Origin of the sequence: Nostoc sp. JL33 (assembly GCF_017114985.1) — a bacterium.
GTDB lineage: Bacteria > Cyanobacteriota > Cyanobacteriia > Cyanobacteriales > Nostocaceae > Nostoc.
In genome coordinates, this window is the sequence record NZ_JABXKP010000097.1 from 67,336 (window position 1) to 94,139 (window position 26,804).

Below are 26,804 nucleotides of genomic sequence, written 5' to 3' on the forward strand. Positions count from 1 at the left end.
TTACGTAGTTTACCGCCGTAGGCATCGCAGGATAATTAAGAAAAGCCTGAAAACTTCCTCAAGATGGTTAATTCACATCACGATGCATTTGTACAGTGCGTAAGTCCTATTTAAATCCCCCTGTGAACGCGAAGAGCGTGCCGTAGACAAAAGGTCTTTAATTCAATACGCTTGCGTTAAGGATTTTTGGTATTGATTTTAGGTATGTAGAGACTAGCAATTGCAACGTCTCTTGCATTGGATTTGGGGCTTAACCAAAGCGTATTGGTATTTAATTTTTAATTTTTAATTTTTAATTCTCAGTCCCTTAGTAAACTGAAAGTCAAAAAAATAGACAATGCCGAGGTTTAAAACGAGTTAGGTCGGCATTGCCATTTTGAAATACAGCCGGAGGGTCAGGAAGCAGGAGTCAGAAGTAAACTAGGCTGTATAGTCAACTCAAAACTTGATTATTCCCATTCAATGGTTCCAGGCGGCTTAGAGGTGATGTCATAAACCACCCGATTTACCCCTTTCACCTCATTTACAATCCGAGTGGAAATCACTTCCAGGACATCGTAAGGCACTCTCGCCCAATCAGCAGTCATACCATCTTCACTGGTCACAATCCGCAAAACAATTGGGTAAGCATAAGTCCGTTGATCTCCCATAACGCCAACACTACGAACTGGCAGCAATACAGCAAATGCTTGCCAGAAATCATGATACATACCGCGTTGGTTAATTTCTTGCCGCACAATCAAATCGGCATCGCGCAAAATGTTTAACCGCTCAGATGTGACTTCCCCCAGGATGCGAATTGCCAAACCAGGCCCAGGAAAAGGTTGCCGTTGGACAATTTCTTCTGGTAAACCAATGGAACGCCCAACTTTGCGGACTTCATCTTTAAATAGTTTCCGCAGTGGTTCCACCAATTTAAATCTTAGGTCTTTGGGCAAACCGCCAACATTGTGATGACTCTTAATTTTCACCGCTACCCGTTCGCCAGTTTGCGGATCAACGTTGGTGTCAGCAGATTCGATCACATCTGGATAAAGAGTCCCTTGAGCGAGATAGTCAAAGTGACCGAGGCGCTTGGATGTTTCCTCAAATACACTGATAAATTCGTGTCCAATGCGGCGGCGTTTTTCTTCAGGATCTGTGATATCAGCAACTCTAGCTAAAAAGCGATCGCGAGCATTAACATACTCTACAGGAATGTGAAACTGCTCTTGAAACAGCTTTACTAATCGCTCTGGCTCATACTTTCGCATAAAGCCTTGATCGATAAACACACAAGTCAGTTGGTCACCAATGGCTTTATACAACAAAAAGGCCAGCGTAGAAGAATCCACTCCACCAGACAGCGCCAACAGCACCCGCTTGGGTCCGACTCTGGCGCGAATTTCTCGAATTGCGTCTTCGACAAAAGCCGATGTTGTCCAAGTAGGTTCGCAATCGCAGATGTGATAAACAAAATTACGGATTAATGCTAAACCGCCAATAGAATGCACCACCTCTGGATGAAACTGAACGCCGTAAAGTTTCCTTTCGTGGTCGGCGATCGCAGCACAAGGAGTATTTTCTGTATGTGCCAACAATTCAAACCCTGATGGCATTTGGGTAACTGAGTCTCCATGACTCATCCACATGGTGGTGCCATCTTCAACGTTAGTGAGCAAATGTGTGGGATCATCAATATATAATAATGCTTTGCCGTATTCACCTCGATCGGCCTTTGCCACTTCCCCACCGAGTTGGTTAACCATCAGTTGCATCCCATAGCAAACACCCAAGATGGGTATTCCCAAATTCCAGATTTCTGGGTCACAATGGGGAGCGTTATCACCATAAACCGAACTTGGGCCACCAGAGAAGATGATTCCCTTAGGATTGAGTTGGCGCAAATGTGCAGAAGTAGTACGATAGGACAAAACTTCAGAATATACTTGAGTCTCGCGGATGCGACGGGCAATCAGCTCAGAATATTGAGAGCCAAAATCTAGAATTACAATCAATTGACGATCAAGCCGCCCAAAATTTTCCAATGTTTGGGGCGCTTGTTCTGTTGGTATCACCGCTGTATTCATGACGGGAGAGTTATCTCTGTTAAGGGTAGATGCTTTGTGGTCTATGCTGATGCTATTATTCAGCCTGGGCAGGCTGATAATGGTATAGAGAGCCTTTACAAACGCGAGTTTATGTGCGTTTGTCTAGTCCCTGAGTCGGAGATGGTATTAAAACGATAAACTTATCCGAGAGTGGTTAATTAAAAGACTATTTATTTGGATTGTTTACGATTATTCATAATAAATTAACATAATTTTCCCATCAACAGACGAGCAGTTTTACTCTTGACAATAATTTGGCGATCGCGATCAAAGAGGATAGAGCCACAGACAGTTACTCCTGTACCCCTTTGGCTATGGCTTTGGATGTATTCTTGAGAACGAACATCGATAGTTTGGGCGATCGCACTGTAAACTTGATTTACCCAATCACTACCAGTTGCAGCATCTAGCAATTTTAGGTATGTTAGTGCGGCTTCGGCGGTTGCACTGTTAAAAACAGCTTGGATATCTGGTAATTTTAAACCTGCGATCGCACAGTGGGCTGCCAAAATTTCTCGCCGTCCATCAGCCAAGTAGTGATGGGTGTGAAAAATCCCCCCGGCTAGTTTCATCAGCTTACCGTGATAGCCAAATAATAAGATTTCTTTCACACCCAGCAGATCAGCTTCTACTAACATTGGGCCGATCCAGTTAGCAGTTTTGACCAATTGTTCAGGATTAATCCCTAGTTTACGCGCTAAATCTAGGCCATTCTCTCCGATACAGAATACTAAACTCTCAAAACGACTGGCTTTATTTTGTAATTGGGCCCGAAAAACTGCAAGCTGATCTGGTGTACTCAAAGGTTGAGAAATGCCTGTTGTGCCTAAAAGGGAAAGTCCTTCAACCACACCAAAAGCAGAATTTGAAGTGCGAACAGCGAGCGATCGCCCTTCGGGTAGAATAATCGTCACCGTGATTTTTTCCCCAGGTGCTAGCATCCGTTGCAAATTCTCTTGCAAAAGCCTTTGAGCATAAGCATAAATAGCTGGCTTGTCGTCAGCATTCATCTGTCTGCCAATTCCTTCCCCACCTTTAATAATTACAGCATCATCACCCTGTTCTCGCCATTCCACCAGCGCCCAAACCGGTGTATCTTTAGTCAAATCGAGATTATCACCAGGATCGCTGCGAGCGATCGCTAAAGCCGTACTTTCAGATAGTCCTGCTACCTGTTCAATGGGGATTTCTGCGATTTGAGCGGGTTCAATCAAATCTATAGATGCTAAAGTTAGGGGTTGGCGATCGCGTAACCAGTGTAAAGCTGCAACAGCAGCAGCACAGGCAAAGACGGGAAGTGTGTATCCAGAACGGGACATTTTGTAAATTTAAAAGTTAAAATAATTCTTCAAAATTGTACTTTTACTCTTAAGCAAGCTACGCGCAGCGTCTCATAGAGAAGACAGTTTCAGACGGCAATTTAGACCTCAACTGTAGCTTGCTTCCTTCAGGGTAACGTTCCTGGTCAGGGGATGTAAGCAAGGTTAAACTCAGCACCAGCGGCTTTCATGCATCGGCTGCATTGGGGTTGTTAGGCTGTGTCCCCGTCTGTGATTTGTGGCATAGACTCAATTAGTGCCCTGAGTACCTTATTGACCGATTCTGGTGTCGTAAAAACTTGAGCTACATCTTCATCTAGAACCACAACTTTTAGCAGTTGCTTTCTTCTACTTTGAGCAGCAAAGCGGTTGGGCTTCGCCTTTTCATAATCAAAGTGGTACTCAGCTAGAAGCTCATTTTTTCCCCAATTGTGGTTTAACATCAGCCTTAGTAATAACGTCAATACAATCATTGTCTGTAACAATAAAGTAATGAACCACATCCCTAGTTTTCAACATTCCGCAAGATTCATCTACTAACTCCTCCACAATATCTGAATTGGACACCACATATACTGTTTCCTCCATTGGTAGAGGCAAGTGCTGGAGTTGCTTGAGCCTGCGCCCTTCATCTATAACGCGATACACTTCTGTATATGCGAACTTCACTGTGATAGTTTGATTTGGATTATAAAAAATGAGGTCTATTTCCAGACCATCATCACTATCTTTAAGCAACTCCACATCACTATGTTTTTTTGGGAAAGCTCCGATCTGCCAAGGTTTGTAAGACTGATGTTGAGTTCTATCCACTTTGCTGAAACCTCACATAACCCCACCCTGTTTGATTGAGAATTATGATGTCTAAAGAATTCTTCAAAATTGTTCCTTGCGCGTCTCGTAGAGAAGACAGTTTCAGACGGCAATTTAGACCCATCTGTAGCTTGCTTTCTTCAGGGTAACGTTCCTGGTCAGCGGATGTAAGCAATATTAAACTCAACACTAAGAACTCTCTTCATTCGGCTGCAACGGACTTGTTAGACCTCTGCCAAAAATTATAAACTCTTTTCTAAAGGGATTTTACACTGTTTGTAATTACTAAAATAGTAGATGTAGCTGCTAGCAATAGTCCATAAAAAATAGCAAGTGACGGCGCTCGTAAAGCCTTAGATAGAGAAACTTGTGGTTCACTTTTCAGTGGTTGTAGTGGATAGACCAACCCTTCTGGCATTGATTCATTCTCAAAACTCTCATCTAGTGCTTTTTGATTGTTTAAATATTCAGTTAGAACGCTTGCTTTTCTAATGCAAGAGTATTGTACTCTCCAATAAAAAGCTTCTAAAAACCAAAAACTTATGATCACAACGTATCCAACTAATATAATTGGAGCAGATTTAATAGAAAAAGACCAGCCCATAGTAGCAGTCCAAATAGCAATTGCAGCAGTTTTTATTTGAAGAAGATTAACAGTAAAGTTTGCAATTTTTTTCTCTAGTTCCTCAGCACCTTGCTGGAGCATTGTTATTTGAAATTCAAAGCGATTCATTTAATTAGAACCATTATCTAATATTTTTTGTTGATCAGCCTTATAAATTAAATTCTGTAGGTAAGCAGAATTGTGTAGTATCATATCACTATTGAATAATACAAAAATATCAAGATTTTCCAATCAATTGGTTTCGGCAGCAAAAGCTAGACATGCTTTGATATCTTCAGAAGTTAATTCAGAAAAATCCTCTAAGATTTCTGCTTGAGTCATTCCACTAGCAAGATACTCCAAAATATCATAAACAGTGATTCGCATTCCCCGAATACAGGGTTTACCACTGCGTTTTCCAGGTTCAATCGTAATAATGTCATGGTAATCCATAAAAAAGTAGATAACCTTTCTTTGACTCTGACAGATCACTCTTAGTCTGTCGGCTCCAACGCAGTGTTAGCCTGCTGACTACTGCTTCTTGCTGCTTCTAGCTTTTGGCGAATCGCTGCTTGAACCTTCTCATCAAAATCGGGATCGTCGGGACTGGCAACAATCCTACACGGACGCTGATTAATCCTGTCTAAGTATGCTTGAAAAGCAGCTTGATCCCGGCGATGCTTGAGAAAATACTGTTTCAATTCAACATCAGACATTGAATCGTAATTAATTCGGCTCATCAGACAACTCAAGTTTAATCGCCCAACTTAAGAATAACTATAACTGCCCAATTCGGCATGATATCCAGAATAATAATGTTCCCGGTGCGATCGGTTCTTCAAAATTAAAGACAGTTTCAGATAGCTTGCTTTGTTCAGGATAACGGCTAAGATGATCGGCAGCAGATATTCTTTGCATCCGCCAATGGCTTTTGGCTGCTTTACCAGGGTAGATACTGAACTTGACCTTCTAGTTCTCCCTCCTGGCTACACTCTACAAGTACAAGAATATCTTCAATGACCTGCCCGATCGATGCATCTAGGCTGACTTCGATAACTCCCGGCATGGTCTGATCTTGCCTAACTCGATCGTATGCATAGCGAGTAATTGTAGAAACGTCATGGGTAAGCAGGATACGTTCTTCTTAGGCTGCCCAATCCAGGATAGTTGGATCATCTTTGCCTGATAACCCAAGGTCTTGTACACGAACGATGTCAATTTCCGGGCTAAGGCGGAATAATCCTCTAACAATTGTATTATCGAAATTTTCATCTGCAAGGAATTTTAACATGCTTCCTGTGCTGCTTTGCGGGCAAGCAAGCGATCGCGTAAGCCTTGTGGGTCAAAATTCGCTTGATTTATTGCCCGAATCTCTTGTGATTGCTGCTGTCGCTGTTGCAAGTAGGCTTCTACTTCCGGTTGATGATTGAGGTAGAAGGCGATCGTAGCGTAAACGTCAGCCAAATTGAGCGACGGATAGCGATAAACAATTTCCTCTGCTGTCGCGCCTTGCTTAAAGGCAGCAACCACAGTGTCCAATGTGACGCGGGTTTTACTGACAAGAACTACACCATCCTCATTCGATTTTAGAGGAGCAGGTTCGGCAATAATCGATAGTGTCATAAACGTCTTCCAATTCCATAAATTAATCAAGATAATAGTTACGACCACCTTCAAACATCGATTCTAGCTCCTCTACTGCTGTAAGAATTGCCTTTATATCTCCATCTGAAGGCAAGTCCTTAATCTCTTTGAGACGTTCCAACACTCCTGCTTTCCCATCTGGCAGCAATGCATTAAACTGATACCAATTGTAGAGGTGATAGAGCAGGTGATACGTAACACCGATATCTAGTTGATGACTAGGTTCACGTAGAAATAACTCTAAATCAACTAACCAGTCTATTACTGCTTCAATTCCATCAACGTAAGTGTGAAAAACAGCAGTTTTCAGCATCTCCTCTGGTGCATTGGGATAAGCTTGACGGAATGCCTGTTTTGCCTGGCTGCTCAAGTTGCTACGTTGTAGCAAGGTTCGTATAATTTCCCAACGTTGTTCTCGACTGAATTGTTTTAGCGTGTTCGCATCCTGTGACTGTTGCATCTAAGCCCATTTAGTAATGCTAACAGTGTAACCAGTCTGTCTTAACTGCGATCGCCATACTGCTCTATGTTAGGAATTACGAATTACAAATTACGAATTAGTTGACTCCCACTTCTAATAAAAGAGCTTCCATAGCTTCCCATGAAATTCCTTGTTGAATATAACGGGGTGCTTCAGGATTATAAGGACTGGCTACTCGGTCAATGTTGAGGATATTTGCCCCATCTGGTAGAACTGGTACATCTGCATCAAATGCCGTTGGGCGCATCAAAGAACTGGAAAAGCCTTTGAAAATAGCAATTTTATCTTGCTCATCGGCAATTTCCACCGTTACAATTAGGACTTCTTGGGGGCGTTTAGCGGTGTATTGTTCCAGTCGCTTGCCAATGGAATTCATTTTTTTAAGAGTAGGGGTATGCTAGTGCAACGATGCTTACTGTGGTGTAGCCGAGCGTCCCTGCTTGCCCAGCTTAATCAGAACAAAGTAGCTTAAGTAAACCACATAAATTACTAAACTAGCTATGCCGAGAAAACCTAAAAACTCAGCCTTGCTATTAGCATGGAAATATTCTTTGAATAGCAATGGAGCCTCGAACCAGACGCGACAATAGGGAGTCTTGAGCACATTGCCAGAAAAAGCACAACCTAAAAAAGGGATAAAGGCTAGTGTACCCAAAAAACAATAAACAGTTGTAGCCCACCGCCAAGAGGTAAAAATAAATTTCAAAGAGCCACTGCTTTGATACTCAATTTCATCGTTGATATCCACCCAGAACCACAACGAAATCGGGATCAAAATCTGAGCTATCAACCCAGAGATAAAGCTAACTGGATACTGGGCAATCATTAAGTAAATCGTGATTGCCACCAGGCTTGATATTCGCCAGTATATAGTCAATAAGCGTTGTATGCTTTCTGCTTTTTGCACAAATGCCCAAATCAGAAGAATTAGCGGAATAATTACCAGGAATAATACTGCTAGTCGGTAATCAATCCAGACGAAAGGGCGAAACCAAATATTATAGTCCATAGTTTTTCTCAAACAATAGATAAAAAAGAATTCAGAAGTTAGGAGTCAGAATAAATCAAGTGAGATTTTATACCACTACCTGATTGTAGACCGCTTAAACCCTTTTATTCAGGAGTCAATCGGACTCCAATTCATGCTCAATTCTTCTTGATAACAGTTTAATCAAAGCATAAAGCTCAGTGGTTAGCCTCAAGACTGCGCTCTAACTTTTTTCTGTAAGCAAGTGGCTCTCCAACTGATACGACTTTCACAAAATTTATACTACAAACAAGTTTATAGGGGCGTACATATGTACGCCCCTACAGCCAATTCACTAAATTTTAACCCTCAGACATTCCTAACTCCAGATATTTCACCAATTTTCTACCCCTTGGAGAAAATGATCAAGCAGAGAGAGTACGGTTTTAGCTGAGAGTGCCGTAAGAGTGCAAAATCCCAGTAAGTAAATCCTAGTTACTTGCTGACTAAAGGAACAGAAAATTTACGTGCTTCAATTTCTAGTCGTCGTAAACCCGGCATTCAATTGCATCTGGGTTGTCATCACAATACTGTTCTAGAGAGTTTTTTGGCTTGCTTTGGCGTTTGTGGGAAGCTTCGGCTTGCAATTCTTCTACTGCATCCCAAGCAGCAGCACACTCTGGTGAGTTGCTACCGTTTATATCACAGACAGTACGCGCTTGTTCCACTTCTTCGTGGATTTTTTCTTGGATGTCGCCCTTTGCTGTTTCTTGGATGTTGGTCATTGCTTTAATCTCGTTGTGTGTTGTTAATACTAGTATAGAAAAAGTTCAGAAATGGCAGTTTTTGGCTTGATTACTAACTATTCTAACCATTTAACTGCTCATAAGTTAGTGTTTTAGCCTATTGATTTATAACCAATAGAGCAAACTAGCGCATTTATAATGCATTTAGCTTTATTTTTTAAGATTTTCTAGAATCAGTACCATAGATAAATAATCATACAATATATTCAGATGCATCTATTAGGGAATGACAACCCCAACTTCTTGGGATGCAGGAGACAAAGGGCTGGCGTCAATTCTTGTAAGATGCAATTCTTCCCAAAATAAAAAATCAAACCCTACTAGCCTAAAAAGAGAAAGAAGCTCAAAACTCATGGCAGACCAAATGCAGTGGGCAAACGCCCTATCAACCCATCATTCCTTGGAAGCCGCAGTTACAGATGTGGTGGAACGAGCTGTCTCATCGTTAACAGCACCTGCGGATCTAGGACTGGTATTCATTTCGTCTGCTTTTACGAGTGAGTATTCCCGACTGTTACCTTTGCTAGCTGAGAAACTTCCTGTGCCAGTGCTAATTGGCTGTAGTGGTGGAGGCGTGATTGGCACGACAGTTAGCGGAGAAACCCAAGAACTGGAAGCTGAACCAGCTATCAGCTTGACTTTAGCACACCTTCCAGGGGTGAAGATTCAAGTCTTTCATATTCTTGCTGAAGAATTACCAGACTTAGACAGTTCACCAGATGCTTGGCTTGATTTGATCGGTGTGCCACCATCACCGACACCTCAGTTCATCTTGCTGTCTAGTTCTTTCGCCTCTGGAATCAACAATTTGTTGCAGGGGCTGGATTTTGCTTATCCAGGCTCGGTGATCGTGGGTGGACAGGCTAGTGGTGGGGGTATGGGTGGTCGTGTTGCGCTTTTTTGTAACGATGCTAGCGGTGAGCAACACCAAAGCCTATATAGGGAGGGCACTGTTGGTATAGCTTTGACTGGCAATATTGTTTTGGAAACGATTGTAGCCCAAGGATGCCGACCGATTGGCAAACCATTGCAAGTCACAAAAGCCGATCGCAATATTATTCTGGAGTTAGATGATAAAGTACCTCTGATGGTGTTGCGAGATTTGATTGCCAGTCTCAGCGAACAAGAACGGAGTTTAGCACAGCATTCTCTGTTTGTTGGTGTGGCAATGGATGAATTTAAGCTGGCTTTGGAGCAAGGAGACTTTTTAATTCGTGGTATTCTTGGGGTCGATCCAACAGCTGGGGCGATCGCAATTGGCGATCGCGTCCGTCCGGGTCAAAGGCTGCAATTCCACCTACGCGATGCCCAAGCCTCTGCCCAAGACCTAGAATTACTCCTCCAAAGTTATCAACACGAACGAGACTCTGAACCCTCTGCCGTAGCTGCCTTGATGTTTGCCTGTCTGGGGCGAGGTGAAAGACTGTATGGTAAACCCAATTTCGATTCTGAACTATTTCAGCGCTACCTTAAGGATATTCCTGTAGGCGGGTTTTTCTGTGGCGGTGAAATCGGCCCTGTTGGTGGCAGAACCTTCTTACACGCCTACACTTCAGCATTTGGAATTTGCCGCCAAAATTCAGTTATGAATTATGAATTAGATTCCTGACCAAATAATTATTAATTCATAATTCATAATTCATAAATTTTATGGCTTGGGAGCAACCAGGCTCATTCAAAAAATGAGCGTGGTCTACAATCAGTGGTGGGTTCAGAGCAACCACTGATTGCAATTATGAATTAGTAATTATGAATTATGAATTAGATTGACACCAATGAGCTTTTTCTGTGCCCCTACGATTGGTACACCAGTTCGCCCAAGTCGGGAGACCCGAAAGAGCGGCTGGCTCCTGTATTCCATGCAATTGAGAACCGCGATCGCTGTTTGTTTAGCATTTAGCTATCATTCTATATTTGCAGATATATCGAGATAAACACTCTCAATATTTGTATATATAGACAAATATATTCCTTGTATAGACTAGTTTAAATATTAATTTATACCTTGTATTCTTGAGCAAAAAGCTCGATGATTAATTTAGAAAGCACATAGCTATAGGTAAGTTAATGATAATGACGCTATACTTGATTGTTTTTTCTAATTGCCGCTAGAAAATATCTGATATTCATCTGAAATTTATTCATGTCGGAGTTCGACTAATCCAATGCTACAAGGATGGATTCAAATTGCATTAACGCTACTAATTATAGTAGCGATAACTCCCTTCTTTGGGAAATACATGGCGCGTGTATTTTTAGAGCAAAGTACTTTTCTCGACGTGATTTTGAATCCGCTTGAGCGAGTGCTTTATTCTTTGGTTGGCGTTCAAACCCAAGAAAATATGACGGGTTGGCAGTATGCGCGAGCAATTCTGTATAGCAATATAGTCATGGGGTTGTTGATTTTCTTTATCATCGCAAATCAGGGATGGCTACCGCTTAACCCGACCAAGATAGACGCCCCAACCTGGGACACCATACTACACACGACGATTTCCTTCATTACCAATACCAACCAGCAGCACTATTCTGGTGAAACTTACTTAAGCTACGGTAGCCAAATGTTGGGGCTGGGCTACCATATGTTCACATCAGCTGGGACTGGTTTGGCGGTAGGAATTGCTTTTATTCGAGGCTTGACGGGTAGACCCTTGGGCAACTTCTACGTAGACCTGATTCGCTCGATTACCCGAATTTTGCTGCCGATTAGTATTGTCGGCGGAATCGTTTTCATGGCCCTTGGTGTACCAGAAACCTTGGCTGGGCCAGCAGTGTTTCCGACCTTAGAAGACCCTAACATTACTCAGGCGATCGCTCGTGGCCCTGTTGCCCATTTTGAAATTATCAAGCAATTAGGGGAAAACGGCGGTGGCTTTTTCGCCATCAACTCAGCACACCCCTTTGAAAATCCCAACGGATTTTCTAATTTGATTCAAATTGTGGCGATGATTTCAATCCCCACGTCCCTGATTTACGCCTACGGTTTATTTGCTAATAACACTAAGCAAGCCTGGTTAGTATATGGCATGGTTAGTGTGCTTTTCATGGTATTTGTTGTTATCAATGCCATTGGAGAATACAACGGCAACCCGGCTGTGAATGCACTTTTGGGAAGTTCGCAACCGAACCTGGAGGGTAAAGAAGTGCGGTTTGGTTGGGCACAATCTGCCTTGTTCGCAACAGTTACGACGGGCACGATGACTGGTGCTGTCAACAGTTTACACGACTCCTTCATGCCCAATGGCGGTTTCATTACCCTTTCTAATATGTTCCTGCAAATTATCTGGGGTGGACAGGGTACAGGAACCGCTTACTTGTTTACTTACTTGATCCTGGCAGTATTTGCCACAGGATTAATGGTGGGACGCACACCAGAATTTCTAGGACGCAAGATTGAGAAACGTGAAGTCGTGCTTGCTAGTTTCTTGCTTTTGCTGGTTCACCCGATCGCAATTATGATTCCCGCAGGTATCGCCTTGGCATTTCCCGATCAACTATCAGGAATTAGTAATCCCGGCTTTCACGGGTTTGCTCAAGTTATCTACGAATATGCTTCATCTGCTGCTAACAATGGTTCTGGCTTTGAAGGTTTGGGAGATTCACAACCATCTCCATTAGCGATCGCTACAGGTGCCAAAACTACTGCAACCGCCCTCTGGTGGAACCTGAGTACCTGTTTCAGTTTACTGGCAGGACGCTATATACCGATCATTGGTTTGCTGTTGTTAGCAGATAGTATGTCTCGCAAGCAAGCTGTTCCCTACACAACTGGTACATTGCGAACCGATACCGGACTGTTTACAGGTGTCACCGCAGGCGTAATTTTAATTCTAGGCGCACTTACATTTTTCCCAGTATTAGCATTAGGCCCCATCGGTGAAGCCTTTTTTATCGCCAAAGGCATCGGCTAGGGATTGGGTAGTAGAGGAGTGGAGGAGAGTTAGAAGTTTAGGACTTACGCAATAACTCTCTGAAACTCTTATTCTTTTGCGGTTCGTTTTTTGATGATTTTGCGTAAGTCCTGAAGTTAAAGCATTAGACTCAAAGACGAATTCATCCACCTCAAAGACTCCTTCACGAGTATTAAAGACTCGTCCCCAATTAATCTATGCCAACTACTACTGATTCTCCTTCGACCCGTATTCCATCTGGAACCCGTGAATCGCGCAGGCACACGCCGAAAGCGGATTTGCGGGGGCTTTACCAGAGAGCAATTCGTGAGTCATTTGTCAAGCTCGATCCCCGGATTACTGTCAGAAACCCTGTAATGTTTGTTGTTTGGGTGGGGACAATTGTCACCTTTCTAGTTAGCCTTAACCCAAATCTGTTTGGCACAATCGAGGCAGATATAAACCAACAACGCGTGTTAAACGGGTTGATTACCTTTATTCTGTTTTTCACGCTCGTTTTTGCCAACTTTGCGGAAGCCGTAGCTGAAGGACGCGGTAAAGCACAGGCTGATTCATTAAGATCGACGCGATCGGATACTATTGCCAACAAAATCCTCCCCGATGGTTCTATAAAACAAGTCAGTTCTACGGAACTGCGGCGGGGCGATTTGGTGCAAGTGGTTGCAAATAACATGATTCCCGCCGATGGGGATGTAATTAAAGGTATTGGCTCAGTGGATGAGTCTGCGATTACCGGGGAATCTGCCCCTGTATTGAAGCAACCAGGTACAGATATTGCCAGTTCGGTGACTGGAGGCACACGCTTACTTTCAGATGAATTGACAATTCGCATTAGTGCTGATCCTGGTCAAGGCTTTATCGATCGCATGATTGCTCTGGTAGAAGGGGCACAACGCTCCAAGACTCCCAACGAAATTGCTTTGACGGTATTGTTGGCAGTGTTAACACAGGTATTCTTGATTGTGGTGGCAACTATGCCTCCCTTCGTGGGCTACATCGCCAGCTTTATCAGTACGGCGTTTGGGGCTGAGGCAGGAAACAGTTTGCGTGCGGGTGCTAGCGTTGCGATTCTGATCTCGCTACTGGTAGCTTTAATTCCCACAACTATTGGTGGTTTGCTCAGTGCCATTGGCATCGCAGGTATGGACAGGGTTGCCCAATTTAATGTCATCGCTACCTCTGGTCGAGCAGTAGAAGCTTGTGGCGACATCAACACCTTAGTGCTGGATAAAACAGGCACGATCACCTTGGGTAATCGGATGGCTGATGAGTTTATTCCCCTGAATAATCACTCACTAAAAGATGTGGCGCAAGTCTCTCTAGCTGCTAGCTTGTTTGACGAAACGCCAGAAGGCAAGTCAATTGTACTTTTAGCAGAAAAGTCCGACGCGGCGGTAGACTTCAACATCGACAAAGCCGAAGGTGTAGAATTTTCCGCGAAAACCCGCATGAGCGGCACGAATCTACCCGATGGCAAACAAATTCGTAAAGGAGCAGTGGATGCCATTAAAGGGTTTGTCCGTTCCCGTGGCGGACAGGTTCCTGATGATACAGACGCAGCTTATGAGCGCGTTTCCCGGTTAGGAGGTACGCCCTTAGCTGTCTGCCAAGATGGGGAGATTTATGGTGTCATCTACCTGAAAGATATTGTGAAACCTGGTCTGCGGGAACGATTTGACCAACTCCGCCGCATGGGTGTTCGCACCGTCATGCTCACAGGGGACAACCGGATTACCGCTTCAGTGATTGCCGAAGAGGCTGGAGTGGATGATTTCATTGCCGAAGCGACTCCAGAAGACAAAATTGAAGTGATTCGCTCCGAACAATCTCAGGGTAAACTGGTGGCAATGACCGGTGATGGTACTAACGATGCACCTGCCCTAGCTCAAGCAAACGTGGGTGTGGCAATGAATTCTGGGACGCAAGCTGCCAAAGAAGCTGCTAATATGGTGGACTTAGACTCTGACCCTACAAAGCTCATTGACCTAGTAACCATAGGTAAACAGTTGCTGATTACCCGTGGAGCATTGACAACATTCTCGATCGCTAACGATATTGCCAAATATTTTGCGATTATTCCCACTATCTTTGCAGCTGCTGGAATCGGCGCACTTAATATTATGAGATTAAAGAGTGCCGAATCTGCGATCGTCTCGGCGCTGATTTACAATGCCTTGATTATTCCGGCATTAATTCCGCTAGCGCTCAAAGGGGTAAAGTTCTTGCCTTTAACCGCAGATCAACTGCTACGTCGCAACATCTTCATCTATGGCGTTGGTGGGATCATTGCTCCCTTCATTGCCATCAAACTGATAGATATTATCTTACCTTTGTCTTAATTTACTATGAAACTCGTTCATATCCGACGCACTATCTCTGCATCCCAAGTATTAGAAGAAATAATTGAAATCTGGTGTCAATGGCGTAGGCAAAAGCTGCCACTGTATTTGTTCTTGGCGATGTGTTTCAACCTAGTGGTTGCACCTCTGGTCTATGCAGCTACTGGTGAACAACTTTCCCGCAGTCAATCTTGGGGATTGGGGCTGTTAGGACTGGTAACGCTAGGGCTTTCCATCTATTTATTTTTTGTAATGTTTGTACCGGAGAAATTCTAATGAGTTTTGCACGCGAAGCCGGTAGAGCAGTTCGTTCTACATTGGTACTCTGGGTGATCGGAGCAATTATTTATCCTTTTGCAATGATTGCCATTGGGCAGACTGTGTTTCCGTTTCAAGCAAACGGTAGTCTACTGAAAAATAGCACAGGTCAAGTTGTAGGTTCTGCCTTAATTGGTCAGCCTTTTACTAGCGATCGCTATTTTAACAGCCGTCCCAGTACCACCAGTTACAGCACAGCCGATCCCAAAAAGGATGATGCGGGAGTTTTGAAAACTGGAGTTTCTGGTGCTAGTAACTTGGCTCCCAGTAATCCCGCATTACTGGAACGCATCAAAGGTAAGGATGATCCAGATCCCACCAAAAAAATTGAAGGTGACTTAAATCGTCTGAAAAAAGCAGGTGTACAGCCGACTGGCGATCTACTCTACACTTCTGGTTCCAGCCTTGACCCCCATATCACCCCTGAAGCTGCGATCGCACAAATTACACGCGTGGCTAAGGCGCGAGGATTTCAGCCGAACCAACTGGAAACTTTGATTGCTCAAAACACCGATGGTCGCTTTCTCGGCATCTTTGGCGAACCTGGAGTTAATGTGTTGAAGCTGAATTTAGCTCTCGATCAAATTAAGAGTTAACAATTCAAAATTCCAACACGTTTCGTCTCCCCCTCCTCGCCTGCGGGGAGGGGCTGGGGGTGGGGTGCAATGACTGTGGGAATAACAACTAATTATCCAGACTTGATATGACTCCTGAATTCTATTTTTAAAATCGAAAGGCTGAGATTCCCGATTTCTTAAAGAAGTCGGGAATCTTTTTATCTACGAATGATTAAGTAATATCATGTCCGCTTGATTGCTTATTAAACCCGAAGAACCCCAAAGAGCCAAAGCTACGCTTTGTCTCCCCTCCCCGCAAGCGGGGAGGGGTTAGGGGTGGGGTGTAATGATTGTAGTTAGCATAACTAATTATGCGGACATGATATAAGACTATATCAAAGCTATACCTCTAAATATATGCCTCCAAAGCTAATCAATAAACATATATTTGATTTATTTAATACATGTTATATATCCTGAAAATATATCTTAGAAAAAATATTTTTTCTGTAAAATATTGCACAATAATATTAGAGTTAAAAAAATAAAACAGCTTTAGAACCAAGCTTGTTTGGTGTTTTAATCCAAGCTAATAGCGTTTACTGTGGCATTGATTTAACTGAAATTAAGTTACCAGAACAATGCGTTTTTCTAGGGATTTTACGAGAAAGTCAAGTGATTTCAGCAACAGCTAATCCTAGTATTTCCGCTGAAGACTATATCTTAGCAATAGCAATCAATCCGATGATGGTTCCCGCCCTCAAAGTCACTCTCAATAAAATTCATTCTGTTTACTACTCCCTCAACAGTTGCTTACTGGAAGCTCGACCAACAGCCAGCCAATCTGTTGATTCAGATGATTCAGAGGGAATAACTAGTTTCAATTCCACATATTATTAGACAGATGAACATTTACTTATTCTCTGATCATGCTATCTTCTGAAAATGTTTAATTTTAGATGACCTTTCCTGAATCTGAGTTCGACTAACTAAAGGTTTTTAATATGCATATTTCGGAGCTTTTCCGACTTGATGTATCCGCCCAAAAAAGTGTTCATCAATCCACCCTGATTGAAGCTAACCTAGCTAAGGCAACACATAATGATATAAAACCACATGAGGGAGACATTCCCTTTGTAGCAGTATTTTTAGCTCACATTTCCTTCATGATTGTTTGGGGAATTGTCGTTTTTCTCGTTTCATATGCCTGCAAAGCAATAGAAGATCCCCCAGAAAATGCGGCAGATAAAGACGAAATAGTAAGCATCAAAGATTTACAGCAGCATCCCTGTAAAAACTGCCAATTTTTTAACAGCAACCATTATCTAAAGTGTGCTGTACGCCCTTCCATTGCTCTAACTCAACAAGCACTCAATTGCTCTGACTACATGCCTAAATAGAGTTGTTCTACTTATAATTAGGTGAGTTTCTCGGCGATCGCTTTATGCCAAGCTTCCCAATTATACTCCAAGGATTTGTGCAAATCTTCCTCACCCTGTTCTTGGTTGTAATGTTAGTGCCAATCGTAGGACACTACCTAGCTGAAGTCTTTTTCATGCACAAAACCTGGCTCGATCCAGTGATGAACCCATTGGAGCGCTTAATTTATCTTTTCATAGGTATTGAACCGCAACAGAGCATGACTGGAAAAAAATATGCGATCGCCGTCCTACTCAGCAATACAGCAATGGCAGTTTTAGCCCTACTACTGCTGATGTTTCAGAGTTTACTACCGTTGAACCCCACCGATTTAGGAATACCTACTTGGGACACAGCATTACACACCACGATTTCTTTCTTAGTTGCTGCCGATTTGCAACACTATCTGCCAGAAACCACAATGTCGTACCTGAGCCAGATAACAGCCTTGGGCTTCTTAATGTTTGTTGCGCCTGCTACGGGATTAGCGGTGGGAATTGCCTTCATTCGCGGCTTAACAGCTAGACCTTTGGGCAACTTTTATGTGGATTTGACTCGCTCGATTACGCGAGTACTGCTACCCTTGGCTATTGTCAGTACGGTGTTGTTGATGTTGGGTGGTGTACCCGAAACGCTGGCCGGGCCTGTAAATATTACCACCTTAGAGGGAGCAACTCAGGCGATCGCTCGTGGGCCGATTGCCCATTTTGAAAGCATCAAAGTGCTGGGTGAGAACGGTGGAGCCTTCTTTGGTGGCAACTCTGCTCATCCTTTTGAAAATCCCAATGGCGGTACAAATTTGCTGCAAGTGGTGGCAATGTTGCTGATTCCCACGGCATTACTCCACACCTATGGTATCTTCATCGGTAACTTAAAACAGACTCGCCTACTGTTCTGGATGGTATTCACCATTTTTGTAGTCTTAATTGGCGTGACTGCGATCGGGGAGTATCAGGGCAATCCCGCCCTCAATATCCTGTTGGGTAGTCAGCAGCCCAATTTGGAAGGTAAAGAAGTCCGGTTGGGCTGGGCGGAAACTGCATTATTCGCCATCACCACAACAGCAACCATGACTGGTTCTGCTAACGGTATGTTCGACTCGCTGATGCCGTCTGGTGGATTTTGTGCTTTGCTCAACCTGTTTTTGCAAGTGATCTGGGGAGCGATGGGCACTGGGGCAGCTTCTTTGGTAGTTTATATGCTTTTGGCAGTTTTCCTGACTGGCTTAATGGTGGGACGAACGCCAGAGTTTTTGGGACGAAAAATCGAGAAACGCGAAATTACCCTAGCAAGTGTAATTATTCTGATCCACCCGCTATTGATTTTACTACCCAGTGCTATTACCCTAGCTTTTCCTGACCAACTTGCAGGCATGAGTAATCCTGGCTTTCACGGTTTTACACAGGTGATTTATGAGTATGCATCAGCGGCGGCGGGTAACGGTTCCGGTTTTGAAGGCTTGGCAGACACCCAACCCGCACCGACTGCTTTGTGGTGGAACCTGACAACAGCATTTACTCTCTGGATGGGACGATTTATTCCGATCATTGCTTTGTTGCTACTAGCAGATAGCCTGTCATCCAAGCAATCCCTACCTACCTCAATTGCAACCCTCAATACAGATACCAAACTATTTACCAGCCTGACTGCTGCCACCATTTTAATTCTGGGAGCATTGACATTTTTTCCTGTTTTGGTTCTGGGGCCTGTTGCTGAAGCCTTCCAAATCGCCATAGGAAGATAACCTTTAATTCCTCACCGAATTTTAGATTTTAAATTTTGGAAAATGGAATTGTTGGCGGAGCCTCTCGTAGAGAAGATTCAAAGGCGTTCGACTGAGCGATTACTAACTAAAAAACTCAGGGTTAAGGCTAAAAAATAAAACTGGTGTAGATTCGGGAGCCACTGCTATAGGTGCGGTTTCCCGACTTGGAGCAAGTGGCATTTGAGGAACGGAACCCAACCTACTATTCTTCTTAACCCAAGTGTATTGTTTGATAAACCTAAACACATTTTATGAAACAAAAAGAGACGATATTTGTTATTCCGACTCATCGATTGAGAGATGTAGCACAGACCATCGAAAAGTATGATGAGAATTTCTGGGCAAATGGTCATGCTTTAAAAATTATCGTATTTGATGATTCCAGCATTGCCAACCACGAGAAATATTACCCGATTTTAGAACAGACTAAGACTGTCAATGATGTGTTTTATGTCGGGCCCCAACAGAAAGAGGAATTTATTACATTTTTAAATGAAAGACTGCGCGATCGCAAGCTAGAATCACTAGTCAAAAACTTATTCAGACCTAGTTATGGAGGAAATCGCAACTTCACGCTGATGTATACCCTTGGTTATTTAATGGTTAGTGCAGATGACGATATGCGACCAGATGCATTAATTGAAACTAGCCCAGAATCTTTAACAGGCGATGAAATATGTCGAGGTAAATTAATCAAGTCAAATCAACAAGGCGGCTACATCCATAAATCTTTTGACTTACTCACAGCTTTTGCTGATGTTCTAGGTCAAAAAGCCAGCCATGTACCGGAAAACTTCGAGACTGGAGAATTGGTTGTTGATACAGCAATGGATTTAGAAACTAATACAACTAAGGGTTACTTTCGGGAAAACAGCCTCTTATTACAACAGGGAAGAGTATTGAATAATGCGATCGTCAAGATTGCCCAAACTTTTCGCACAGGAACTAATGATATTGATACACTTGATTTTATTCAGATGTATCTCAATGATGAAAACCAAATAAGCCCAAATGACCTTAATGATTTTTATATTCTCACCAATTTTCGACCTGTCATTACTAACAAAAACTGGAGAATGGATTGTGGAGTCGCTGGATATGATAATCAGCTAGGTTTACCACCATTTTTTCCAACCCGGCTGAGGTTTGAAGATTATATCTACAGGATTTGGATACAGCAAGAGGGGATTGTGGCTGCACACGTTGATGCTGTCCAAAACCACATTAGAAATAACTATATGCGTAATCCTCTGGCCAGTGAACTCTTTAATGAAGAAATATGTAGCCTGCTGAAAAAGAAGATTAAAAGCAGTGTTTATCATCTTGATGATCTGGGAATCAAGTTTGATTACTCTGGCGAGGTGACGTTGCTAGATTCGGAAGAAATCCTGGAAAAAATCTCTGCTATCCACAGCCAGGTAGTCAAAGCCTCAATGTCTAGCCAAAATGAAGAACGTAAGCAGTCCCTGCAATTTTTTGCTGAGAACTTATCGAGAGCATTTTATGGGTTTGAACCAGACTTTTTTCAGCAAAACGTTTCCAGAATTATCGATGATGTTATTAGCCAATTTCACGGTTCTCTAGAAATATGGCCAACTCTAGTGGAAATCTGTTACTTTTACAAAGATAAAAAGGATTTACCACAAATCAGGGTGAAGAATAAGAAGGTCAAGTCCAGAAATGGCGCGAAATCAAGCGAAATTATTGTATAAATGCGACCTTTGGCAAACAAGCTATCTGCAAGACTTTACGCAATCCTATTTAATTGAGATCCCCGACTTCTCGAAGAACTCGGGGATCTTGTTTCTTAGGAATGATTCAGGATTGCCATAGCATACATTAATTAAAATTGTACGCGGTTAGGGACTTCCAAATAAAAAATAACGAACCACAGAGGCGCAGAGAAGCCAGTGCGTTGCGGGGGTTCCCCCCGTTGTAGCAACTGGCGCGACGCCGAGAGAAGGAAGAAATGCTTATACCAATTCTGTATGAAGATGCGCTAAACCATATTTAAGTACAAGAAAGAAAAACGAACCGCGTTCGCGTAGCGTCTCGTAGAGAAGGACGCGAAGAAAGAAAGAAACGAAGAAAGAAAGGAAAAAAGAAGTTAAAAGGGTTTGGCGCAGCTTTACAAAGAAATGGTATTAACTGAACTGTATTGCCTTATGGTAGGATATTTGACATAAACTAGGGACAAGATTAACTAAAAAAATCTGGAAATAGTCATTGAGAAGTACCTGAAAAACCAGAATCAAGAACTGCAAAGTGTATTACAGCATCATTTATTAACAAAGATAGAACCAAAAAATTTAAACTAGCAGATAATTTATGTAGGTGCTATTCTAAGTGCAAAAACGTTCTATATAGTAGTTAATTTAGGATATATGCAAACATTAATTATTGATAACTATGACTCTTATACCTTTAATCTTTACCAGATGATTGCCGAGGTAAATGGGGAATTACCTTTGGTAATTCGTAATGATCAGCTTAACTGGGATGAATTGAAAGAAATTCCATTTGATAACATTGTGATTTCACCTGGCCCCGGTCGTCCAGAAAGGTCAGAAGATTTTGGAGTCTGCCGACAGATAATTGAGAATGTGGATGTGCCTTTGCTGGGAGTTTGTCTGGGGCATCAAGGACTTGGCTATCTACATGGTGGAAAAGTGATTCATGCACCGGAAGTTCGACACGGTAGACTCAGTAAAATTTATCATAATGATTCAAAATTATTCCAAGGCATTCCCAGTCAGTTTTCTGTGGTGCGCTATCACTCCTTGATAGTTGCTGATGAATTACCTGAGTGCTTAGAAAAAATTGCTTGGACTGAAGAAGGACTGGTGATGGGATTGCGTCATCGGCATTTACCTTTTTGGGGTGTGCAGTTTCACCCAGAGTCTATCTGTACAGAATATGGACAAACATTGTTAGAAAACTTTAGAGATATCACACTGGAATTTACAGATAAATCATCAAGAAGTCCAGAAAAACGGTATTGGACTGGATATGGATTTATTGCTCCTCCTATCGATGAACTCTGTCAAGAACAGGAAGAGAAGTTTGAACTTTATTGGCGCAAACTGGATATTTGCCCGAACACAGAACAAATATTTGTCCATTTATTTCGACAAGCACCAAATGCTTTTTGGTTAGACAGTAGCCGTGTGGAACCAGGTTTATCTCGCTTCTCGTTTATGGGCGATGGAAACGGGGAAAATAGCCTTTTGGTACGCTACCATACGCAAACGCAAGAATTGACGATCGCACAGTCAGATCGTGTGATTCATCGCCGCGAAAGTATTTTCGAGTATCTCAAACGAGAAATTGACCTCCGAAGTTGCCAAGCTGATGGTTTACCGTTTGATTTTAACTGTGGATTTGTTGGCTATTTTGGCTATGAACTCAAGGCAGAGTCGGGATCGTCATTGGTGCATTCTTCACCATTACCTGATGCAATTTTCTTATTTGCCGATCGCATGATTGCCATCGATCACCAAGAACAGTGTCTTTATTTGCTGCAATTAATCAAAAAAGAACAAACACAACAGTTAGAAACTTGGTTTGATACTATCCAACAACAACTCGAAATCCTGTCTCCTCTTCCTCCTCTTGTACCTCAAGGAAATAGTCAGCCAGTCAAGTTTCGTTTAAGTCGTACTTACCAAACTTATATTAATGATATTCACCACTGCTTAGACGAAATTTATGAAGGGGAAACCTATCAAGTTTGCCTCACAAATCAGCTTTATACTGATATAACCCCCGATCCATTGACGTTCTACCGCAGATTACGTAGGCTCAATCCTGCCCCCTATGCGGCATTTTTGCGCTTTGGTGAAATTGCGATCGCTTGCTCATCTCCAGAACGATTTCTGCGGATTGATCAGCAGGGTTGGGTAGAAACTAAGCCGATTAAGGGAACCCTGAGACGCGGAAAATTCCCTGAAGAAGATTTTATCCTCAAAGAACAGCTACGCAACAGCGAAAAAGACAGGGCTGAAAATCTGATGATTGTCGATCTGTTACGCAATGATTTGGGACGAGTTTGTGAAGTTGGCAGCATTCACGTACCGAAGTTAATGGATGTAGAAACCTATGCAACAGTGCATCAGCTGGTAACAACAGTACGCGGACATTTGCGACCAGATTTAACAGCAATAGATTGCGTGCGGGCTTCATTTCCAGGAGGCTCGATGACAGGTGCGCCCAAACTCAGAACTATGCAAATTATCGATCGCCTGGAACAAGAAGCGCGAGGAGTGTATTCAGGAGCGATCGGCTTTTTGGGATTGAATGGTTCAGCCGATTTAAATATTGTGATTCGCACTGCTGTTCTGACTCCTAATCAAACTTCTATTGGTATTGGTGGCGGAATTGTGGCGCTTTCCGAGCCGGAGATGGAGTTTCAAGAAACGCTGCTGAAAGCGGAAGCCTTAATTCATGCGATCGTTCTCACAATGCACGGAACATTTGAGCCACGCAGGTATGATATTGCGGGAGTAAAATCAAAGACTGTTGATAGTTATAAAACTATTGCAAAAATACTTGAACCGCCAGTGACTCAAGTCACTGGCTAATAACCAAAGTCCGTTTCAACGGACTAAAACTACTTTCATTAGTCGGTTTAAACAGAATCTCCTTTGCTCAGAAATTGCTTAACCGTCTTGGGTTTAATGTGGGGATAGCGATCGCTCTGAATCCGATCGAGTTTGCCTTTACCCGATACCATCGCGTACATATACTGGTGGTAAATGTACTCGTCGAGTGAACTGGCTGACGCTTTTTTGTTAGCAATCCAAGCTTTCATCTCGGCGATACTGCCCAATGATTTTTCGGTTAATTTGGTACCCGTCGCCTCTTCATAAGTGGCTTTCAACTGCTTCGGGGTCAGAGTGTCACCCGCGACTTCCAGTGCCGTGTTTGCCAAGCCTGGGTCGCTCACGGCTTCAGCCACATACTTGGCAGTATCATCAGTGGTCGTGAAATCGAGCGGCGTTTCACCATCTCCCCAGTATTGGAATGTCTGATGTTCCAGGTCAAACAGTGGCATATAGGCGATTATATCCATAAATGCCCCGTTGAGAACTAAGGTATATTCCAAACCCATGAGCTGAAGATAATCAAATACTTCCTTGCGCTTATCCAAATTGTCATTGTCACCATAGTCCAGTTTGCGGTAGTCTACCGAGTAATCGGAGGGAATGAACCGCTTAACGCCCTGTTGTTTGGCAGCATCAATCAGGTTTTTCTGTCCTGGCACGGTCACGTCATTGTTGCCGATCGCAGAGACGACCACATCAACCCCGTCACAAACAGACAGCAGCGTTTCAGGTTTCATTAAGTCGCCTTCTGCGATCGCTGCGCCCTTGGCTTTCATCGCCTCAATTTTTTGACGATTCTCCGCACTGCCATCGTTGATCGAGCGCACCATTGCCCGAACATCAATGTTGCCTTTGTCGAGTAGAGCAGAAACAATCTTAGTACCCAACATCCCAGTCGCACCAGCCACCAGAACTAACAATTTTGTAGTCATGATTTTCCTTATAAAATAGTGTAAATTCAAGTTGAATGATTAGAGCAAAACCGATCCAATCGCATATCCTGCGCTTCACGCATAGTGCCTGATTTTCTGCGCTAATTAGATTTAGGACTTACGCAAAATATCTCTCAAACTCTGATTTCTCTGTGTCCTCTGCGCCTCTGCGGTTCGTTATTCCGTAACTTGTGCGTAAGTCCTAAGATTGATTGGTAGTCGATGGAAACCATTTTTTGAGCCACTTTATCAGTTCTGGCAGGGCATCCTGTCCTCCGACGAAGCCGAGATATGAATCAGGTCTCACGAGCAGGAAGCTCTGACCATTGCCAAAGGATTTGTCGAATCGAGCCTTTGCTGCCAATTGGTTAGGGGCAGGTGCGATTTGGTGCGTTTTCAAAACTCCATACCAAGGACTGAGCTGCTCCTCCCAGGTTAGAGGCAAGTCTGTTGTCATGTCGCCGCCTGTTATCAGCAGCGTGCAGAGTGACGGATCGAGAATCTCATAAAGGTGCGATTCGCAAGGCTGTGCGTCGCCCAAAGCATCGCGGTTCCACACCAGTACATCCAAGTCCGGCATCCGATCACCAGCCCGGAGATCGCCGCGAGCATGATAGGTTTGAGATAGCGAACTCGATCGGTAATTGGAAGCCACCTCGCTGATGAGTCCAGTACTCAACTGCTGCACGAAATGTGTATTGAGGAGCACTGGCGCGATGCGCGCGATCAGTTGATGCACGATCGCGTTATCGGAGTTGAACGCATCCGTTGCGGTTTCGGTTTTCGTCACCACACTGCGGATGACAGGCAGCCGCTCGTTGTCGTAGGTGACCAGCAGCTCTGGAACCGCTTTGCCCTGCAAAACTAAAGCAAGCTTCCAGCTCACGTTGATCGTGTCTTGAATGCCTGTGTTCATCCCCTGCCCACCAGCCGGACTATGGATGTGCGCCGCATCACCACCAAAGAAGACATCACCTTCCCGCAAGGTGTGGAGCATCCGGCTGTTAATTCGGAACCGGGAACTCCAGGTCAGATCGCGGAGTTTGAGCGGAATATGCGAGTCTGCATCGCAGAGCTGCTGTAACTCTGCCAACGTTGGTTCGCTATCCGTCTTGGGGTGATTTTCCGGGTCGGTGGCGATTAACCGGAAGTGGCGATCGCCCATTGGAAAGACTCCTAAAAAGCCATGTTCGCTCAGGAATATCGAGAGTTGATCATCGGGAAGATCGCCGTCGAGATAAAGGTCTGCTAGGGCATAGCTCTGGTCGCGCGATTTCCCTGCAAATGAGAGACCTAAGAGATGACGAGCCGTACTGTGTGCCCCATCGGCACTGAACAGATAAGCCGCTTCGAGTTCTTCCAAGCCCCCTTTCTGGTTGCGTAGCACCGCCTTCACCCCGCCGCTTATCCCTGACGGAGAGACTGATTCTAGTTGAGTAAAGGCAATCATCTCTACACCGCGCTCGATTAACACACCCTGCTGAACGAGTTGCTCCCGCAGAATCCGCTCTGTTTCCGATTGAGAGAGCAGAAGAATGTAGTTGTAACGGCTTTCGATCTCCTCAAGGTGTACTTTGCCGAGGCACTTGCCATTGCCATAGATAGTAGTGGTGGTCGCTCTATTGCCGATTTGGAGCATCTCCTGGCTCAGTCCGCGCTGCTCGAAGAGTTCCAATGTACGCGCCTGCACGGCAAGTGCCCGCGTCGTGGTGGAAGGTGTCAGCAGCTTATCCACGATCCGGATGGGAACTCCGAAGCGAGAGAGTTCCATCGCTGCTGTCATTCCCGTTGGTCCCGCGCCGACAATTAGTACCGGACGAGGATCGCCTGTTGCCCGTTTGTTTTGCTCGTTCATGGAGATTTTTGTTGTTGTTATACCAATTCTGTATGAAGATGCGCTAAAGCATATTTAAGTATAAGAAAGAAAAACGAACCGCGTACTCCTGCGGAGGACAAGCTACGCGTTAGCGTCTCCCCTTGGGAGAAGGACGCGAAGAACGCAAAGGAAGAAAGAAGTTAAAAGGGTTTGGCGCAGCCTTACAAAGAAATGGTATTAGCTAGTATTGCAAACTAGCGATCGCTTTGCCAAAGCCAAACTTAGTACAGTTTTGCGTAAAAGCGTGGCGTTTTTAATGCAAGCCGACGTATTAAGAATGCAAGCCGATGCATTAACAATGCAAGCTGACGCATTAACAATGCAAGCTGACGCATTAACAATGCAAGCTGACGCATTAA

At 43.6% G+C, this 26,804-nt stretch carries 27 protein-coding genes; 10 read left to right on the forward strand and 17 right to left on the reverse strand.

Translation table 11 applies throughout. From position 1 onward, the window contains the following. Nucleotides 1–449: 449 nt before the first annotated feature. The 15 genes from guaA to HWQ23_RS29440 all read right to left on the reverse strand — a co-directional run bounded on the left by guaA (nt 450) and on the right by HWQ23_RS29440 (nt 8,703). Nucleotides 450–2,069 carry a glutamine-hydrolyzing GMP synthase gene (gene guaA / locus HWQ23_RS29370; RefSeq protein ID WP_292836693.1) on the reverse strand — a complete coding sequence of 540 codons (1,620 nt, stop codon included), beginning with the start codon at nt 2,067–2,069 and terminating at the stop codon, nt 450–452. Nucleotides 2,070–2,293: 224 nt separating this feature from the next. After that, complete coding sequence (gene cbiD, locus HWQ23_RS29375) at nt 2,294–3,409, reverse strand: cobalt-precorrin-5B (C(1))-methyltransferase CbiD (RefSeq protein WP_292836696.1); 1,116 nt, start codon at nt 3,407–3,409, stop codon at nt 2,294–2,296. Nucleotides 3,410–3,621: 212 nt separating this feature from the next. Then, entirely contained in the window at nt 3,622–3,852 is a 231-nt protein-coding gene (locus tag HWQ23_RS29380; RefSeq protein ID WP_292836699.1) for a hypothetical protein, read from the reverse strand. Next, the gene (locus HWQ23_RS29385; RefSeq protein ID WP_292836702.1) at nt 3,824–4,222 is read right to left on the reverse strand and encodes a hypothetical protein; all 399 of its coding nucleotides are present in this window, start codon (nt 4,220–4,222) and stop codon (nt 3,824–3,826) included. Before HWQ23_RS29385 ends, HWQ23_RS29380 begins: the two co-directional genes overlap by 29 nt. Before the next feature lie 256 nt (nt 4,223–4,478). Beyond that, nucleotides 4,479–4,955, reverse strand: coding sequence for a hypothetical protein (locus tag HWQ23_RS29390; RefSeq protein WP_292836705.1), 477 nt, complete (start codon nt 4,953–4,955; stop codon nt 4,479–4,481). Between the two features lie 123 nt (nt 4,956–5,078). Beyond that, nucleotides 5,079–5,279, reverse strand: coding sequence for a DUF433 domain-containing protein (locus HWQ23_RS29395; protein WP_292836708.1), 201 nt, complete (start codon nt 5,277–5,279; stop codon nt 5,079–5,081). A 41-nt stretch (nt 5,280–5,320) separates the two neighbouring features. Continuing rightward, nucleotides 5,321–5,566, reverse strand: a complete 246-nt coding sequence (locus HWQ23_RS29400; protein ID WP_292836711.1) for a DUF6887 family protein — start codon at nt 5,564–5,566, stop codon at nt 5,321–5,323. A 37-nt stretch (nt 5,567–5,603) separates the two neighbouring features. Next, nucleotides 5,604–5,744 (reverse strand): hypothetical protein, encoded by a 141-nt coding sequence (locus HWQ23_RS29405; protein ID WP_292836714.1) that lies wholly within the window; start codon nt 5,742–5,744, stop codon nt 5,604–5,606. A gap of 22 nt (nt 5,745–5,766) precedes the next feature. Further along, the gene (locus tag HWQ23_RS29410) at nt 5,767–5,892 is read right to left on the reverse strand and encodes a hypothetical protein (RefSeq protein ID WP_292836718.1); all 126 of its coding nucleotides are present in this window, start codon (nt 5,890–5,892) and stop codon (nt 5,767–5,769) included. Nucleotides 5,893–5,970: 78 nt separating this feature from the next. Continuing rightward, on the reverse strand, nt 5,971–6,117 hold the full coding sequence (locus HWQ23_RS29415; protein WP_292836721.1) for a DUF5615 family PIN-like protein: 147 nt from the start codon (nt 6,115–6,117) through the stop codon (nt 5,971–5,973). Then, nucleotides 6,111–6,449 (reverse strand): DUF433 domain-containing protein, encoded by a 339-nt coding sequence (locus HWQ23_RS29420; protein ID WP_292836724.1) that lies wholly within the window; start codon nt 6,447–6,449, stop codon nt 6,111–6,113. The genes HWQ23_RS29415 and HWQ23_RS29420 overlap by 7 nt, the downstream gene beginning before the upstream one ends. Before the next feature lie 22 nt (nt 6,450–6,471). Next, complete coding sequence (locus tag HWQ23_RS29425; RefSeq protein WP_292836728.1) at nt 6,472–6,930, reverse strand: hypothetical protein; 459 nt, start codon at nt 6,928–6,930, stop codon at nt 6,472–6,474. A gap of 97 nt (nt 6,931–7,027) precedes the next feature. Next, nucleotides 7,028–7,327 carry a DUF7734 family protein gene (locus HWQ23_RS29430; protein WP_292836731.1) on the reverse strand — a complete coding sequence of 100 codons (300 nt, stop codon included), beginning with the start codon at nt 7,325–7,327 and terminating at the stop codon, nt 7,028–7,030. A gap of 36 nt (nt 7,328–7,363) precedes the next feature. Beyond that, nucleotides 7,364–7,960, reverse strand: a complete 597-nt coding sequence (locus HWQ23_RS29435) for a DUF3177 family protein (protein WP_292836734.1) — start codon at nt 7,958–7,960, stop codon at nt 7,364–7,366. A 497-nt stretch (nt 7,961–8,457) separates the two neighbouring features. Continuing rightward, nucleotides 8,458–8,703, reverse strand: coding sequence for a Calvin cycle protein CP12 (locus HWQ23_RS29440; protein ID WP_094347170.1), 246 nt, complete (start codon nt 8,701–8,703; stop codon nt 8,458–8,460). Nucleotides 8,704–9,076: 373 nt separating this feature from the next. Here HWQ23_RS29440 and HWQ23_RS29445 point away from each other — a divergent pair, with 373 nt between their 5' ends. The 10 genes from HWQ23_RS29445 (at nt 9,077) to pabB (ending at nt 23,613) form a co-directional block, all read left to right on the forward strand. Beyond that, nucleotides 9,077–10,333, forward strand: a complete 1,257-nt coding sequence (locus HWQ23_RS29445; protein WP_292836737.1) for an FIST signal transduction protein — start codon at nt 9,077–9,079, stop codon at nt 10,331–10,333. A 556-nt stretch (nt 10,334–10,889) separates the two neighbouring features. Then, entirely contained in the window at nt 10,890–12,635 is a 1,746-nt protein-coding gene (gene kdpA / locus HWQ23_RS29450; RefSeq protein WP_292836740.1) for a potassium-transporting ATPase subunit KdpA, read from the forward strand. Between the two features lie 197 nt (nt 12,636–12,832). Next, nucleotides 12,833–14,974 carry a potassium-transporting ATPase subunit KdpB gene (kdpB, locus tag HWQ23_RS29455; protein WP_292836743.1) on the forward strand — a complete coding sequence of 714 codons (2,142 nt, stop codon included), beginning with the start codon at nt 12,833–12,835 and terminating at the stop codon, nt 14,972–14,974. 6 nt (nt 14,975–14,980) lie between these two features. Next, nucleotides 14,981–15,250 carry a potassium-transporting ATPase subunit F gene (locus tag HWQ23_RS29460; protein ID WP_292836746.1) on the forward strand — a complete coding sequence of 90 codons (270 nt, stop codon included), beginning with the start codon at nt 14,981–14,983 and terminating at the stop codon, nt 15,248–15,250. Then, a complete protein-coding gene (kdpC, locus tag HWQ23_RS29465) occupies nt 15,250–15,888 on the forward strand; it encodes a K(+)-transporting ATPase subunit C (protein ID WP_292836749.1) in 639 nt (212 codons plus the stop codon). The genes HWQ23_RS29460 and kdpC overlap by 1 nt, the downstream gene beginning before the upstream one ends. Nucleotides 15,889–16,416: 528 nt before the next feature. Beyond that, nucleotides 16,417–16,749: a TrkA C-terminal domain-containing protein gene (locus HWQ23_RS29470; protein ID WP_292836752.1), complete on the forward strand. Its 333-nt coding sequence runs from the start codon at nt 16,417–16,419 to the stop codon at nt 16,747–16,749. Nucleotides 16,750–16,853: 104 nt separating this feature from the next. Next, nucleotides 16,854–17,249 carry a hypothetical protein gene (locus HWQ23_RS29475; protein WP_292836754.1) on the forward strand — a complete coding sequence of 132 codons (396 nt, stop codon included), beginning with the start codon at nt 16,854–16,856 and terminating at the stop codon, nt 17,247–17,249. A 62-nt stretch (nt 17,250–17,311) separates the two neighbouring features. Next, nucleotides 17,312–19,012, forward strand: coding sequence for a potassium-transporting ATPase subunit KdpA (gene kdpA, locus HWQ23_RS29480; protein ID WP_292836775.1), 1,701 nt, complete (start codon nt 17,312–17,314; stop codon nt 19,010–19,012). 272 nt (nt 19,013–19,284) lie between these two features. Next, complete coding sequence (locus tag HWQ23_RS29485) at nt 19,285–20,745, forward strand: hypothetical protein (RefSeq protein WP_292836757.1); 1,461 nt, start codon at nt 19,285–19,287, stop codon at nt 20,743–20,745. A gap of 672 nt (nt 20,746–21,417) precedes the next feature. Beyond that, a complete protein-coding gene (pabB, locus tag HWQ23_RS29490; RefSeq protein WP_292836760.1) occupies nt 21,418–23,613 on the forward strand; it encodes an aminodeoxychorismate synthase component I in 2,196 nt (731 codons plus the stop codon). Between the two features lie 47 nt (nt 23,614–23,660). Here the strand turns inward: pabB and HWQ23_RS29495 are convergent, their stop codons facing one another. Then, nucleotides 23,661–24,569, reverse strand: a complete 909-nt coding sequence (locus HWQ23_RS29495) for an aromatic alcohol reductase (RefSeq protein ID WP_292836763.1) — start codon at nt 24,567–24,569, stop codon at nt 23,661–23,663. 202 nt (nt 24,570–24,771) lie between these two features. Continuing rightward, entirely contained in the window at nt 24,772–26,424 is a 1,653-nt protein-coding gene (locus HWQ23_RS29500; protein WP_292836766.1) for an FAD-dependent monooxygenase, read from the reverse strand. Nucleotides 26,425–26,804: the final 380 nt, after the last annotated feature.

Excerpts from the sequence above, each read along its gene's own strand:
- guaA (WP_292836693.1), bottom strand. The coding sequence starts at position 2,069 with ATGAATACAGCGGTGATACCAACAGAACAAGCGCCCCAAACATTGGAA.
- cbiD (WP_292836696.1), bottom strand. The coding sequence starts at position 3,409 with ATGTCCCGTTCTGGATACACACTTCCCGTCTTTGCCTGTGCTGCTGCT.
- HWQ23_RS29380 (WP_292836699.1), bottom strand. The coding sequence starts at position 3,852 with ATGTTAAACCACAATTGGGGAAAAAATGAGCTTCTAGCTGAGTACCAC.
- HWQ23_RS29390 (WP_292836705.1), bottom strand. The coding sequence starts at position 4,955 with ATGAATCGCTTTGAATTTCAAATAACAATGCTCCAGCAAGGTGCTGAG.
- HWQ23_RS29395 (WP_292836708.1), bottom strand. The coding sequence starts at position 5,279 with ATGGATTACCATGACATTATTACGATTGAACCTGGAAAACGCAGTGGT.
- HWQ23_RS29400 (WP_292836711.1), bottom strand. The coding sequence starts at position 5,566 with ATGAGCCGAATTAATTACGATTCAATGTCTGATGTTGAATTGAAACAG.
- HWQ23_RS29405 (WP_292836714.1), bottom strand. The coding sequence starts at position 5,744 with ATGCAAAGAATATCTGCTGCCGATCATCTTAGCCGTTATCCTGAACAA.
- HWQ23_RS29410 (WP_292836718.1), bottom strand. The coding sequence starts at position 5,892 with ATGCCGGGAGTTATCGAAGTCAGCCTAGATGCATCGATCGGGCAGGTC.
- HWQ23_RS29415 (WP_292836721.1), bottom strand. The coding sequence starts at position 6,117 with ATGTTAAAATTCCTTGCAGATGAAAATTTCGATAATACAATTGTTAGA.
- HWQ23_RS29420 (WP_292836724.1), bottom strand. The coding sequence starts at position 6,449 with ATGACACTATCGATTATTGCCGAACCTGCTCCTCTAAAATCGAATGAG.
- HWQ23_RS29425 (WP_292836728.1), bottom strand. The coding sequence starts at position 6,930 with ATGCAACAGTCACAGGATGCGAACACGCTAAAACAATTCAGTCGAGAA.
- HWQ23_RS29430 (WP_292836731.1), bottom strand. The coding sequence starts at position 7,327 with ATGAATTCCATTGGCAAGCGACTGGAACAATACACCGCTAAACGCCCC.
- HWQ23_RS29435 (WP_292836734.1), bottom strand. The coding sequence starts at position 7,960 with ATGGACTATAATATTTGGTTTCGCCCTTTCGTCTGGATTGATTACCGA.
- HWQ23_RS29440 (WP_094347170.1), bottom strand. The coding sequence starts at position 8,703 with ATGACCAACATCCAAGAAACAGCAAAGGGCGACATCCAAGAAAAAATC.
- HWQ23_RS29445 (WP_292836737.1), top strand. The coding sequence starts at position 9,077 with ATGGCAGACCAAATGCAGTGGGCAAACGCCCTATCAACCCATCATTCC.
- kdpA (WP_292836740.1), top strand. The coding sequence starts at position 10,890 with ATGCTACAAGGATGGATTCAAATTGCATTAACGCTACTAATTATAGTA.
- kdpB (WP_292836743.1), top strand. The coding sequence starts at position 12,833 with ATGCCAACTACTACTGATTCTCCTTCGACCCGTATTCCATCTGGAACC.
- HWQ23_RS29460 (WP_292836746.1), top strand. The coding sequence starts at position 14,981 with ATGAAACTCGTTCATATCCGACGCACTATCTCTGCATCCCAAGTATTA.
- kdpC (WP_292836749.1), top strand. The coding sequence starts at position 15,250 with ATGAGTTTTGCACGCGAAGCCGGTAGAGCAGTTCGTTCTACATTGGTA.
- HWQ23_RS29475 (WP_292836754.1), top strand. The coding sequence starts at position 16,854 with ATGCATATTTCGGAGCTTTTCCGACTTGATGTATCCGCCCAAAAAAGT.
- HWQ23_RS29485 (WP_292836757.1), top strand. The coding sequence starts at position 19,285 with ATGAAACAAAAAGAGACGATATTTGTTATTCCGACTCATCGATTGAGA.
- pabB (WP_292836760.1), top strand. The coding sequence starts at position 21,418 with ATGCAAACATTAATTATTGATAACTATGACTCTTATACCTTTAATCTT.
- HWQ23_RS29495 (WP_292836763.1), bottom strand. The coding sequence starts at position 24,569 with ATGACTACAAAATTGTTAGTTCTGGTGGCTGGTGCGACTGGGATGTTG.
- HWQ23_RS29500 (WP_292836766.1), bottom strand. The coding sequence starts at position 26,424 with ATGAACGAGCAAAACAAACGGGCAACAGGCGATCCTCGTCCGGTACTA.